This window comes from uncultured Thiodictyon sp. (genome assembly GCF_903828115.1).
Lineage (GTDB): Bacteria > Pseudomonadota > Gammaproteobacteria > Chromatiales > Chromatiaceae > Thiodictyon.
On sequence record NZ_CAIKKU010000517.1, the window covers coordinates 1 to 12,627 of the forward strand.

Genomic DNA, 12,627 nt, shown 5'->3' on the forward strand with positions numbered 1-12,627 from the left:
ATTGTCAGAGCAGCTTCACACCGGACCGTTACCAGTCTCGCATGTGCTCCTAGGCTACGACGGGAGAAACCGTCGGTTCCATCAGGTCGCCATATAGAGACTTCCAGTAGAACAATTACTTACGCGACTTCGTGTCGCACCATTATGATCAAGGCCGTCGGCTTCAATCGACCGACGGCCCCATCGGCAACTCATCCAACAACAGCCCGAGCCGCGCCACCGCCCGCTCGGCAACCGCCCGCCGGGCAGGCGCCCGGTCGCGCATACTGAGGTCGCGCCAGTGCTGCTGGCGTTGCTCCACATAGCCGGTATCCCGGGCGCGGTCCAACGGCAGCCGGTCCGCGCTCTCCTGACCGTATTGTCCCAACAAGCGACGCAGTTCGTTCTGCTCCTCCCCGCCAAAGATCCCCGCATGCTGCTCCAAGGTCTGTAACGCCTCGAAGTCGGCGTTGTACTCCTCCAACCGGTGGAAGACCCGCCCCAGGTCGCGATCGACCGCGTCGACCGCCGCGGCCACCGGCGCTGCAGACGGCACCGCGGCCCGCTCCACCCATTCGGCCAGTTCGGCGGCCACCGCTCGATCGCCGGGCGCCGCACGGAGAAAGGCCAGGAAGCGCTCCCGGCGCGCCGCCTCGTCGCGCTCGCGCTGGCGCAGCGCCGGGAGTCGCTGGTAACGGATGCCGCTGACCAGCCGGCGCGCATCCCCGATGAGGCGGTAACAGCGCAGGAACTCGCTGCGTTTCAGGAAATGGCTCTCCAGCATCTCCCCGAGCGGGCCGAAACCGGCGATGTGCCCGAGCCGCGCCGCGACCTCGTCCAACGCCAAGGCGGGATCGGCCGCGAGCCGGGCGATGGTGGTGAAGACGGTCCAGTCCAGGCCGCCCAGGAGCGCGCGGCGCTCGTCCGTGCTCAGTGGACAGTCATCGAACTCGTATTCGCGGTAGAACTCGTCGTTGTCCAGCAGCTTCTCCAGGCGACCCGGCGGCACTCGGCGCAAGGCGTCCATTAACGCCTGGAGACCGACGCCCCCACCGTCCATGAGCCGCTCCAGTGCCCGATGCAATCCGGCGGAGACCGGCATCACCGTATTCAGGCTGTCCTTGAGCTGGCCGGCTACCTTGGCGGCTAAGTCCTCACGCCGCTCCATCGTCGCGGGGGAGAGGTCGATCTTGGCCATGACCCCGACGGCGTTCAGCGCCCGGGAGGTCCCCTGGGTCGCCTGACCGAACTCCTCCAAAAAATCGCGGTCGGTGGTACGCGCCACCGCGCCGATCAGATAGATGATGGCGTCGCTGGTTTCCCCGATCTGCTGGGTCTCGCGGTCGTGGCGTTCGCGCAGTTGGCCGTAGAGGCGCATGTACTCGGCGGTGCGTCCCTGGTGCTCGTCCACCACGGCGCCCGTACCGGGGGTGTCCACCAGAGTCACGCGGCGCAGGTAATCCAGATCCAGCCGGTATTCCAGGTGGGCGATCCCCTCGGCCCGGCGCAGCGTCTCCAGGTCATTGCCCTGCAACTGATGCAGGAAGCTTGCGGGGCAATCCTCATAGCCGCCGCCGCGCCAATAGCAACGCACCGGCCGCTCGGGGTCGGCGGGACGGCCATAGCGGAAATAGTTGATGGTGGCCGTGGTCTCGGTGGTGCCTACCGTTGCCAGGTCTTCCCGGGCGCCGAGCAGGGCATTGATGAAGGTGCTCTTGCCTGCCTTTACCCGGCCGACCACCGCGACAACGCAGGGGTCGTAGACCTTGCCGGCCAGGGCGGCCAGCTCGTCGGCGACGGAACCCGGCAGGCCCGGCAGGCGCAGGCGGGCCGCGGATTGCTCGATGACCTGGACGACAGACTCCTGGATGGTGCTCATGGGCGATCCCCCCGCGATAAAGTCCCGATCCCCAGCACCTTGGCGGCCCGTTCGGGCTCCGAGGGCGGCCCGCACCGAGGCCTGCCGCCACTCCAAAGACCAGGCGCCCGCGGCTATGCGCCGGGCTGGTCCCCCAGCAGGCGCCGCAGCCGCTCGATTTCGGCCAGGGCCGCCGCCTCGCGTTCCAGCGCGGCATCCTTTTCGGCACGCTCGTGCTCCGCCGCCGCCCGCGCCTGCTCCGTCGCCGCCTGCAACGCGTCGAGTTCCCCGAGCCGGCGTTGGATGCTGCGTTGCCGGCGCAAGTAGTTCTGGCGCGCCTGGTAGACGTGGTACTCGCGCTCTTTCTCGGAAAAGGTCATCAGGGTGCTCATGGCTTCTCGCATCTCCTCGGTCTGCATCCAGTCGGGCAGGGCCTGCTCATCGAGCCCCTCGCCCTCGGTGAAGAATTTGAGCCAACGCTCAAGCTCGGTCTCGACCTCTCGGGCCGCGCCTGGCCCGGCGGCGAATTTATCCAGTTCCAGTAGACAGATGCCACCGTGATCGATCAGGACCCGCCCCCGGTCGTCGCGCATCCGCAAGCGATGCAGGTAGTCCGGCAGCCCGCGGCGCAAGGTCTCGCCGAGCAACCAGATCGAATAGGTGGGCTTGAGTTCTCCGTAATCCTGGCCGCTCTGTAGTTGCGCGCTGTAGAGGTCTGCCCAGCCATAGAGTATACGGGCCGGAAGCTCAGGCAGGACCAGCAACTGGATCTCGACCTGAAAGACCCGCCCATGATCGTCGCGCGCCTTGACGTCGACGATGGAGAGCTTGTCATCCTGAAACTCCCGTTCGTTGTACGGGCTCAGGATTGCCACCTCTGCCACCGGCGCGGGCAGGTCGGTGCCCAGGACCGCGTTCAGGAAGTGGATCAGCAGCCGACGGTTGGCCTCGGCCCCGAGCAGGGCCTTGAAGACACAGTCGATCTTGGGGTCGATGGGGTGGCGCATGGGCAGACTATAGCGCAGGCGGGGCCTGACGGGCACCGGTCATCGGGGGCCATTCCAACCGATGCGGCAGCCAACCACGTTCATTATAGGATGGGCCGAGCGAGAGCGATGCCGATCGCCCCGCAACGGTCGCGCCTCGTTCCCACGCTCCGAGATTGTGAAAGTATTCGCCACTAGCCCCTTTTCGTGCGATCCCGGTGGGGTTAGGCGCGCGTGGCACGTAACCGAATGAAAGAACAGATGCCTAACACGCGCCGTAACCCGACATGGGGCGCTGCCCCCGCGGGCGATGAGATTCCGGCCCTGCTCGCAATGAACCAGAAATTGCCGTGCGTAAGGCGTCCGCAAAGCATCGGCAACAGCCAAGTCCGTTGGTCTGTGCCCGGGCCGCCGGCCCGCTGTTTGCGCAACACATCATGCCGGTTGCCTTGAGTCTGGATGGCTTCAAACTTTTCTTCTACGCGAACGAGGGTAGCCCGCGCGAGCCGACGCACGTCCATGTCCGCAACGACGGGGCAGAGGCCAAATTCTGGCTGTTTCCCCAAGGCGTCAGATCGCCCGCATGGCCAAAGACCATCGTGAACTCCTGGAAAGGGCCGGGAATGAACATGTCGCCTAAGTCCATGACCTGCGATGAAAACAACCTGTGGGTCGAACTGAATGACGGCCGCACCCTCGGCGTCCCCCCTGGCGTGGTTTCGCCGCCTGCTTGCCGCGACCCCGGCACAGCGCGAAGCCTGTGAACTGAGCCCCCGCGGTATCCACTGGGATGCGCTGGATGAGGACATTTCAGTCGAAGGGCTGCTGGCTGGCCAAGGGGATGTCACCCATCTGCGCCGCCAGGTGGCCTAACCATCTCCCGTGCCATCGGTCGGGGCCGCGTCGGCGCTCGGGGGTCGGGACACCCGCCGGGCGGCCCCTGGCGAGGACCGCGGCCCCGGCGGGCACCGGGACGGCTGAAGCCTCAACCGCCGGGCGGGGCGGAAGGCTCGGCGTGGAAAAAAGGAAAAGGGTAAGAGCCATAAAGGAAAAGGTCAAAGGTCCTGGGCGATGCGCAGACCAAAGAAGTCGTACCGGAGGCCGGAAAAGCCCCAGTAGCGGAACGACACGCGCGCGTAACTGGGGTCGTAGATCCAAGAACCACCGCGCACCACCCGGCGAGCGTCACTAAAGATCCCCTTGAAAAAACCCTTTGTGAGCATCCACTCGGACCCGTCGCCCGGGGCACCGGAGTAGTTGTCGTGCCATTCGTCCTGAATCCACTCCCAGACGTTGCCTGCCGTGTCGTAGAGCCCAAACGGATTGGGCTTGAATGAACCCACCGGCGCGGTCTGCTTGTTGTCCCACTGGCTGCCGCCCCCATCGCAGTTGGCGTTACCCCGGCCGATCTCGCTGCCCCACCAATAGCGGGTACTGGTCCCGGCGCGGGCGGGATATTCCCATTCGGACTCGGTCGGCAGGCGGTAGGTCCGGCCGGTCTGCACCGAGAGCCAGGCGCAATAGGCCACCGCGTCCTCCCAGGAGACATTGATCACCGGGCGGCGGCCGCGGCCCCAGCCCTGATCGCGTGGCTTGCTACGGGCCGTCTCGACGCAGAAGAGGTCGTACTCATCGAAGGTCACGGCAAAGTGCCCGATGGCGAAGGGCCGGGCGATGCGCACCCGGTGCTGAGGCTTCTCGTCGCCATAGGCGTCGTTGTCGTTGTCCGCGGCACCCATGAGGTAGGCCCCGGGCGGGATTACGACCATCTCGGGTCCCTGACCGCCACACTTGAGCGGTACCCGGAAGACCACCGGGAGACCCAGGACCTCGGCCACCGAGCGCTGGAGTGTCTGCACCCGCTCGGCCGGCCAGCCGTGGATGTCCTGGGGCGTCAGCACCGCCTGCCGGTCGACCGGCGGGGGCGCTGCTGGCCGGGCCGATTGCGTCGGCGAGGCCGACGGGACCGCTGGTAGGGGCTCGACGGTATTCTTCGCCGGCCGGCGCTCAGGCTTCTTGGCCGCGGAGGTAGTCCGTGGCGCCCACAGCCCCTGCGCCTGGTAGGCCGCTCCGAGCGCAACGGCCACATCCTGATGCTGCCACTTGCGCGGCTCGGCCGGGAGTGATTCCTTGAGCCGGCGCTGCACCAGCGGGATGCGCACGGAGCCGCCGATCAAGACCACCGTCTCGACCGCGCACCCCTCGGCCTGCGCGGTGCGCACCAGATCGCCGGTCTCCCGTACCGTGGTTTCCACCCGCGCACTGATGAGCCCCTCGAACAGGTCACGGGTGAGGGTGTGCCTGAACACCCGCCCCTCGCCCACCAGGCCGCTGAACAGCACCTTGTCGCAGGTCGAGAGGTTTTCTTTGCGCTTGCGGCAGTCGCGCAGGAACTTCAGGTCCCGCCCCGCACCGTTCAGCGGTTGGCCCCATTGCCGCTCCGCCTCCGTGTCGCAGTATTCATAGAGCGCCTCGTCAAAGTCGTCGCCCCCACAGCGGCGCAGCCCCCGGGGCGGCAGGGCGAGTGCGAAGCCCTCGGCCTCCTGGCGCAACAAGGCCAGGTCGAAGGTCCCGCCGCCCAAGTCATAGACCAGCACATGCCGACCCACGCCAAGGCCGGCTCGGCTATAGGCCAGCGCCGCCGCCACCGGTTCCTCCAGGGTCCGCACTTCGGTGAAACCGGCGAGCCGCGCCGCCTGCTCGATCGCCTCGCGCTCCATGAGGTCGAAGGCGGCCGGACAGGTCACCACGGCGCGGTCCACCGGGGCGTGGAAGTGCAGTTCCTCGGCGTCACGCTTGAGCTTGGCGAAGATCGCGGCGGCGATCTCTGCCGGCTTCACCCGCCGACCGGGCAGGGCCAGGGTGGGGGCGCTGATCAGCTCACGCTTGATGCTCTGGACGACGCGCTGGCACTCGTCTGGATCCTCCAGCAGCTGCTCGGCCGGGGTGCCGACCAGCACGGAGTCCGCGCCGAACCAGACCACCGAGGGTGTCTTCTCCTCGCCCTCGGCGTTCTTGATGACCTTGGCCTCGCCGGTGCGCGGGTCCACCCAGGCCATGCTGCTGGTGGTGGTGCCGAAGTCGATGCCGATGGTGGCGGTATTCATGCCTGTTGCTCCTCGACAGGGGGCTGCCCCAATTCCGTCAATGTCTCCTTGATGCCGGTAAGATCCCGGATGATCCCTTGTGCGCCAGTGCGTTCGCGCCCTGGCGGCCCGGGTCCTGATATCCGCTCGGTCCGGCGATCTTACGCTGTACTTAGACTCGACTTTGGCCATTTTGGCAGTCGCGCAGGGAGCTAACTGCCTGAAATACGACGAGGGCGAAAAATTAGAGGGGGTCAGGAGGCCAGAACTCCGGAATTTGACCCCTCGCTAATTTCTTGGCGCGTCGCAAGATTTTGATATTCATATGATTGCCGGCCAGGAAAAATGGCCAAAGTCGAGTTAGAATGACCCTCCCTTTATTCATGGACAGACGCAGCGCATCCATGGGCACGCTTGCTTTCAATACCCGATGACCCCTGACCCGGCTGAAACGTCTGCCCCCGGCCGGGAACACGGCAGTATCCGGAGGTCGAGGCATCAGCCCGTCGGCCCTTGGCGATGATCGCGCCCCCTGCGGGCAGCGCCGTGTAGCGCCTGCGCCTGCGATCTGGGGCTCGCGTCCGGGGCTTGGAAATAAGGAAAAGAGCAAGAGTCATAAAATGTAAAGGTCAAAGGTCCTGGGCAAGCCGCAGACCGAAGAGGTCGTTGCGGGAGTCCAAGGCTTCAGCCTTGGCTTCCCCATCCAAGGCTGAAGCCTTGGACTCCGGAACTCGCTTCTATCGGGTGGGATCTTGCGCTGGGTGCAGAACGTACGGTCCGATCGTTCAATCCGCCAGTTCATCCAACAACAACCCGAGCCGCGCCACTGCCCGCTCGGCGACAGCCCGCCGGGCGGGCGTCCGGTCGCGGTAAGTCACCCACCGGATGACGGCTTGAACTGCTCCGCAGTTGGGGCGCCGTTTCGGTTACGCGATTTCAACGCGCTCCAATCGCTCTTTCTAGGTTCAACGTGTTGACGACGAACAATATCTAAGGCATAAGGACAAGGACATAGCTAATCACCCGGTAATCGTTCTGACCACTCGAAAACCAGGGTTGGTACTCCGGTAGCCGGTGACGAGTATGGGACGGAAAGCTGAGCCCTGGCAATCCGGACTCACACAGAAGCGACCGCCGCGCAATACATGCCACATGCTGCTTGGCCAGGAACAAGCGCACCAAGCTGACCCGTCGGACGGGGCGCCGGTGTAGCCATGCCAACAGTCTTGGACCCACTCGTCGACGTTTCCGTGCATGTCGTAGAGGTTCCAGGGGTTTGGCCGCTTTTCGCCCACGGGATGGGTCTTGTTATCCGAATTGCCATTAAACCAAGAGTATTCGCCAGCGACTTTCTCTTCGTCGCCGAATGACCAGCGCGTTGTAGTTCCCGCTCGGCATGCATATTCCCATTCGGCTTCACTCGGCAGTCGATAGGGCAGCCCGGTCTGTCTGGCAAGCCATGCGCAATAGGCTACGGCGTCCTCCCAGGACACTTTGCTCGCCGGGCGCCGGCCGCGGCCCCAGCCAGAATCGCTCGATTTCTTACGGGCAGTTTCGATACAGAAGAGGTCGTATTCATCTAAGGTAATGGCGTAGCGTCCGATGGCGAACGGCTTGGCAATGTGCACCCGGTGTTGCGGCTTGTCAAACTTGTTTGACATCCCCTGCCCATCCGGCGAGCCCATGAGGAAAGAGCCGAGTGGAATCAAGACCATCTCTGGTCCCTCAGCATCGTCCCTGAGCCGGTCGCGGAAGACCGCCTCAATCCGCAATGCCTCGGCCACCGTCCGTTGCAGCACCTGGACCTGCTCGGTGGACCAACCGTGGATGTCCTCCGGGGTCAGCACCGCCTGCCGGGCGGCGGCTGCCCGCTCGCGTGCCTGGTGGTCCTTCGTATTGTCGTTCGTAGCGCCTTGCGTAACGACCGCCGGCCGCGGCTGCCAGAGCCCTTGGGCGAAATAGGCCGCCCCCAGGGCAACCGCCACATCCTGGTGCTGCCATTTTTCCGGCGCCACCGGCAGGGCCTCTTTCAGCGTCCTCTGGACCAAGGGGATGCGGGATGAGCCGCCGATCAGCACGACCGTATCGACCGGAAACCCCTGGCCGCCGGCCGCGCGCACCAGTTCCGCGGTCAGCCGCACCGTGTAGTCTACATCCCGGAGGATGAGGTTCTCGAACTGATCCCGCGTCAGGGTATGCTTTAACACCCGCCCCTCACCCACCAGGCTGCTGAACAGCACCTTGTCATGGACGGAGAGGTTCTCCTTGCGCTTGCGGCACTCGCGCAGGAATTTGAGATCCCGCCCCTGGCCGTTCAGCGGTTGGCCCCATTGGCGCTCAGCCTCCTCATCGCACCAGTCGTAGAGCGCGGCGTCGAAGTCATCGCCCCCACAACGGCGCAGGCCCTTGGGCTCCATGGCAAGCGCGAAGCCCCCTGCCTCCTCGCGCAACAAGGCAAGGTCGAAGGTCCCGCCGCCCAGGTCATAGACCAGCACATGCCGGCCCACGCCAAGACCGGCACGGCTATAGGCCAGCGCCGCCGCCACCGGTTCCTCCAGGGTCCGCACCTCGGTGAAACCGGCGAGCCGCACCGCCTTTTCGATCGCCTCGCGCTCCATGACATCGAAGGCGGCCGGACAGGTCACCACGGCGCGATCCACCGGGGCGTGGAAGTGCAGTTCCTCGGCGTCGCGCTTGAGCTTGGCGAAGATCGCGGCGGCGACCTCGACCGCCTTGACCCGCCGACCGGGCAGGGCCAGGGTGGGGGCGCTGATCAGCTCACGCTTGATGCTCTGGACGACCCGGCGGCACTCGTCTTCATCCTCCAGCATCTGCTCAGCCGGGGTGCCGACCAGTACGGAGTCCGCGCCAAACCAGACCACCGAGGGCGTTTTCTCTTCACCCTCGGCGTTCTTGATGACCTTGGCCTCGCCGGTGCGCGGGTCCACCCAGGCCATGCTGCTGGTGGTGGTACCGAAGTCGATGCCGATGGTGGCGGAACTCATGCCTGCAGCTCCTCGACCGGGGGCTGACCCAGACCCGCCAATGTCTGCTCGATGCCGGTCAACTCCCCGATGATCCCCTGGATGCCCTGCCCCACCTGGTCCCACTGCGCCAATTGCCCGCGCAGCTCTGCCAACCGGGTGGCGCGCTGTTGCTCATCCAGCTTGGCCTGTTCCGTCAGGCGGGCCAGCTCGCGGCTGGCCTCCTCGGATTGCTCATGCACAATGCGTTGCAGGTAATGGCCGATCAGGTCCGTGAACTGATCGAAATGCGCGTCCACCAGACTCTGGTGTCGGCGGGCCGGGGAGTCGACGTCCAAGTAGTAGCGGCGCACCTGGTCTCTGACGTCGCCGAGATGCTTGTCCAGCTCCTGCTGGGCGCGTTTGAGTTGGATTCCGGCGGTCCGCGTCCAGCCCTTGTACCCTTGAATCAGTGCCCAGACGGCTGCGCCAACGGCCAAGGGGGGAAATATGGCGGACGCGAAGAAGGTGGCGACCAACGTGGTTGAAGTCGCCGCGGCCGCAAGACCCACTGCAGCGGAGCCGCCGAGGCCCGCCATGAACGCGGCATTTCTGAGGTCGAGAAAGCCTCCCTTGGCCCGTTCAAACTGATCGTCCTCGGTCTGTAATCGATAGCGTTCCCAAATTGGGATGCGCCATCCATGTCGGCATAGGAGGCCTGCGCAAGGTGCTCCTGCGCATCCAGGAAGGGTGCGAGCTGGTCGAGTATGTCCTTGCGCATCTGCTGGTCCACGTCCTCCCACTTCGTCACGGCCGCCTCGGTGACGTCGGCCGCCAAGGTGTCCGCGAGGCGGTTGGCCTCGTCCAGCGTGGTGACGTGGTCGATCCTGGCACGGATCGCCCGATCGATCTGACCGCCGCTGTCCAGTGCCTGGCGCAAGGTCTGTTTCCCCGCGGTGACCGTCCGTTGCAGCGTGAGCATCAATGCCTGCCGTTGGGACCCATGCTCGCCCCAGGCGCGATCGAACGCCTGCTTGCGCTGGGCGATCTGCTCCCGGACCTGTGCGCGCCGTTCCTTGGACTGGTCGGCCAGGTCCGCCGCCCGCCCCAAGAGCACCTGCCGGGCGCTGCCGTGATAGTGACCGGCGACGGCCATGGCCGCCGCGACCCGGCTCAGGCCCGCGACGCGGAACAGGAAGGTCTTTAGTGCCGCCGCCAGTTCCCGGTGACGGCTGACGATCTCGTAGTCGGTATCCTGGGTCTCGGCCGCCTTCATCAGGTTGGTGCTGGAGATCGGCCAGACGCGGGCATCGGCGAGCTTGTCGGCGAAGCGCTCGTGCAAGACCTGCTCATTGCGGGCCTGGAGCGCCTGCCACTGCTCCTTGCGGAACTGGTCGATGCGGGTCTGGATGAAAAAGAGGCTGCCGGTGACCTCCAGGATGGCCGCGATGCTATCGAGGTCCGCCTGTCCGATGGGCTGACCGGAGTCCAGCACATAGATCACGGCATCCGCCTGGGGGATGAAGCGCTGGGTGATCTGGCCGTGGGCGGCATAGAGCGACCCAAGGCCCGGGGTGTCCAGCAGGCTGACCCCGTCCGGCAGGAAACGGGCGGGCGCGTCGACCTCGATCCAGCGGATGATCTGGTCGAGACGCGGGGTACCCTCAATATCGGCCAGGACCTGGGAGCCGTAGCGGGGCAGGTCGGCGGCGGAAATCTCCTCGGTCGAGCCGTCCTCGAAGCGGATGCGGTAGGCCTCCTGGGCGGCCTGGTTGACCAGAAAGACCTGGCTGGTGGCGATGTCCACGTCGGTGGGCAGGATGGCACGCCCGAGCAGCGCGTTGATGAAGCTGCTCTTGCCGCGCTTGGCCTCGCCGACCACCAGGACCTGGTAGCGGTTCTCCTGAAGCTTCTGGCGGAACTGGCCCAGTGCCTCGGGCGGCGCCGGCAGCTCGAAGGTTGCGGCCCGGTCCGTCAGTTGATCCAAGAGGGTCAGGCCCTGCTGGCGCAGGCCGTCGATCTGCTTCAGTAGCGTCGGTGTCATCGCGTTGTCTTCCTGATGGGGTCGGGCGGTCAGCCGGGCCAAGCGGGGCCGGCGTCCTCGTGGGCTGGGTCGGAATGGTCCTGAGCGAATCGCACACGGGCACGCAGTAAGATCCGGCGTCCCACCCGGAAGCCGGGGCTGATGATGCTGACCGCCGCGGTGCTCAGACCGGTACGGGTCCCGATTGGCTGGTGTAGCGTCCGCTCGAAGGCCCCTGGCTGGTCGATCAGTTCCACGCCACAGCGCTGCATGATTTCCTGAAGTCGGAGACAGACGTGTTCGGCGATCTCGGAGCCTCCCGCATCGATGCCTTTCAGTTGGCCGTCGAGTTCATCGAAGAGGTCCACGCATTCCTCAACCAGTTTGACCCAGGGTTGGTTGTCGAGCGGGTCGGCAAGGGTCTCGGGCGCGGCGCACGGTGGCGACTGCTGAGGGGCCGGGCTGTCGGTCTGACCCCTGCCCAAGCGGCTCCACATTCCAAGCATCCAGTCTCGCAGGTCGGGCATGGCAATATACTCGAATGCCTCGCATTTCGATCAGATCATCAGATAAGACAGACTGGCCGCGGCCTGACGGAGTGTGAGTTTCAGGGCACTGGTTGGCCCGAAATCGCGGAACAGGTCCCAACGCCCGGGAGTGGCGCCGCCCCGAAAGTAGACGCGCCACAGATGGGTGCCGGCAGGAAGTCGGCGCGGTTCAGGCTGGATCTGACGCAGGGTCTCGACCGCTGGCGGTTGCGGAAATTTGGGCAAGGGGCCGGCGCTCAGGACGCAGGTAGGTCAGGGCCGGCTCACAGGTCTGCGGCCAGCCGCGCGACCACCGCCACGGGACGCCCACAGATCAGCCAGTCCCGCGGTGACAGGGGTTCATCCCCCTCCTCCGGCACCAGTTCGGTGCTTGGGGTGGTGAACCAGCGCCACAGGGCGACCGGGTGTACTTCGGGGCTCAACCGGGGGAAGACCTGCTCGACGCCCGGCACCACTGCCCGCACCCGGGGCTGCCCGTCGCACTCTTGCACCTGGAACTGGTAGCGGGGCAACAGCCAACCGCGACCGCGGCGGATGCCGATCAGGCTGCGCTGCAACAACCGTTGCCGAATGCGACTCTCGTTGCGACCCAGTGCCTGGGCGACGGACTTGATGGTCAGGGCGGTCTCCAGCAGGGCGGCATAGGCGGCGGTGGTCCGGGCGATCGGGTCTTCCCCGACCGTCGGGTCACCATCGACGGCGAATCCCCCGCCGCGCAGAACCTGGATCTCTGCCGCTGGGAGTTCGGCCGCAACCGGGATCAGGGCGCCCTTCTCCATCTGCGCGATCGATTCAGCCAGGTACCCGGCCAATTGGCCCGCACCGGCGGTAATCCCGCGGGATCGAAGGGTGTATTGGAGACTCGGCTGGGACATGGACTACTGATTCCGGCTGACGTTAGAAGTCGTTGGCCAAGTATAGTCCAGACGGCAGGGTGGTAAGGGGCGGCGACAGGCCGTCACTCAATCGGCCCTTGAATCGTCCGCGGCTAGCCCGAGCCCCAGCCCCGTTGGTGCGCAGTCCGCAAAGTAGCGCTGATCAAAAGCCTCGATCTCCAGCGCAGCCCCATACAGGTACCCCTGGGCGAGTTCACACCGGTGGACCAGCAGGTAGTCGGCCTGGGCGCGCTCTTCCACCCCCTCGGCGACCAGGGCGAGGCCGAGCGCCCGCCCCAGCGCGATGGC

At 65.8% G+C, this 12,627-nt stretch carries 9 protein-coding genes and 3 pseudogenes; 2 read left to right on the forward strand and 10 right to left on the reverse strand.

Going from position 1 to position 12,627, the window contains the following annotated elements:
• Positions 1–163: 163 nt before the first annotated feature.
• Together QZY48_RS18975 and QZY48_RS18980 are read right to left on the reverse strand one after the other, a co-directional pair.
• Positions 164–1,858 carry a dynamin family protein gene (locus tag QZY48_RS18975; protein ID WP_295434121.1) on the reverse strand — a complete coding sequence of 565 codons (1,695 nt, stop codon included), beginning with the start codon at positions 1,856–1,858 and terminating at the stop codon, positions 164–166.
• Between the two features lie 113 nt (positions 1,859–1,971).
• Complete coding sequence (locus QZY48_RS18980; protein ID WP_295434123.1) at positions 1,972–2,844, reverse strand: Rpn family recombination-promoting nuclease/putative transposase; 873 nt, start codon at positions 2,842–2,844, stop codon at positions 1,972–1,974.
• Between the two features lie 416 nt (positions 2,845–3,260).
• Between QZY48_RS18980 and QZY48_RS18985 the strand changes: the two are divergent.
• Both QZY48_RS18985 and QZY48_RS18990 read left to right on the forward strand, forming a co-directional pair.
• Positions 3,261–3,377 (forward strand): annotated as a pseudogene (locus tag QZY48_RS18985) (DUF4160 domain-containing protein); the annotation flags it as partial.
• A 69-nt stretch (positions 3,378–3,446) separates the two neighbouring features.
• Positions 3,447–3,696: pseudogene (locus QZY48_RS18990) on the forward strand (DUF2442 domain-containing protein).
• A gap of 182 nt (positions 3,697–3,878) precedes the next feature.
• On the opposite strand, the gene QZY48_RS18995 reads toward QZY48_RS18990, so the two are convergent.
• The 8 genes and pseudogenes from QZY48_RS18995 to QZY48_RS19030 form a co-directional block, all read right to left on the reverse strand.
• The gene (locus QZY48_RS18995; RefSeq protein WP_295434125.1) at positions 3,879–5,930 is read right to left on the reverse strand and encodes an Hsp70 family protein; all 2,052 of its coding nucleotides are present in this window, start codon (positions 5,928–5,930) and stop codon (positions 3,879–3,881) included.
• Positions 5,931–6,928: 998 nt separating this feature from the next.
• On the reverse strand, positions 6,929–8,914 hold the full coding sequence (locus QZY48_RS19000; protein ID WP_295434127.1) for an Hsp70 family protein: 1,986 nt from the start codon (positions 8,912–8,914) through the stop codon (positions 6,929–6,931).
• Entirely contained in the window at positions 8,911–9,372 is a 462-nt protein-coding gene (locus QZY48_RS19005; RefSeq protein ID WP_295434130.1) for a hypothetical protein, read from the reverse strand. Before QZY48_RS19005 ends, QZY48_RS19000 begins: the two co-directional genes overlap by 4 nt.
• A complete protein-coding gene (locus QZY48_RS19010) occupies positions 9,342–10,916 on the reverse strand; it encodes a dynamin family protein (protein ID WP_295434132.1) in 1,575 nt (524 codons plus the stop codon). The genes QZY48_RS19005 and QZY48_RS19010 overlap by 31 nt, the downstream gene beginning before the upstream one ends.
• 29 nt (positions 10,917–10,945) lie before the next feature.
• A complete protein-coding gene (locus QZY48_RS19015; protein ID WP_295434134.1) occupies positions 10,946–11,422 on the reverse strand; it encodes a hypothetical protein in 477 nt (158 codons plus the stop codon).
• A 30-nt stretch (positions 11,423–11,452) separates the two neighbouring features.
• Positions 11,453–11,668 (reverse strand): hypothetical protein, encoded by a 216-nt coding sequence (locus QZY48_RS19020; RefSeq protein ID WP_295434136.1) that lies wholly within the window; start codon positions 11,666–11,668, stop codon positions 11,453–11,455.
• 38 nt (positions 11,669–11,706) lie between these two features.
• Positions 11,707–12,318, reverse strand: a complete 612-nt coding sequence (locus QZY48_RS19025) for a hypothetical protein (protein WP_295434138.1) — start codon at positions 12,316–12,318, stop codon at positions 11,707–11,709.
• Positions 12,319–12,405: 87 nt separating this feature from the next.
• Positions 12,406–12,627 (reverse strand): annotated as a pseudogene (locus QZY48_RS19030) (hypothetical protein); the annotation flags it as partial.

What these genes read in the sequence shown, in the direction of transcription:
- QZY48_RS18975 (WP_295434121.1), bottom strand. Translation starts at nt 1,858, where the DNA reads ATGAGCACCATCCAGGAGTCTGTCGTCCAGGTCATCGAGCAATCCGCG.
- QZY48_RS19010 (WP_295434132.1), bottom strand. Translation starts at nt 10,916, where the DNA reads ATGACACCGACGCTACTGAAGCAGATCGACGGCCTGCGCCAGCAGGGC.
- QZY48_RS19015 (WP_295434134.1), bottom strand. Translation starts at nt 11,422, where the DNA reads ATGCCCGACCTGCGAGACTGGATGCTTGGAATGTGGAGCCGCTTGGGC.
- QZY48_RS19025 (WP_295434138.1), bottom strand. Translation starts at nt 12,318, where the DNA reads ATGTCCCAGCCGAGTCTCCAATACACCCTTCGATCCCGCGGGATTACC.
- QZY48_RS18980 (WP_295434123.1), bottom strand. Translation starts at nt 2,844, where the DNA reads ATGCGCCACCCCATCGACCCCAAGATCGACTGTGTCTTCAAGGCCCTG.
- QZY48_RS18995 (WP_295434125.1), bottom strand. Translation starts at nt 5,930, where the DNA reads ATGAATACCGCCACCATCGGCATCGACTTCGGCACCACCACCAGCAGC.
- QZY48_RS19000 (WP_295434127.1), bottom strand. Translation starts at nt 8,914, where the DNA reads ATGAGTTCCGCCACCATCGGCATCGACTTCGGTACCACCACCAGCAGC.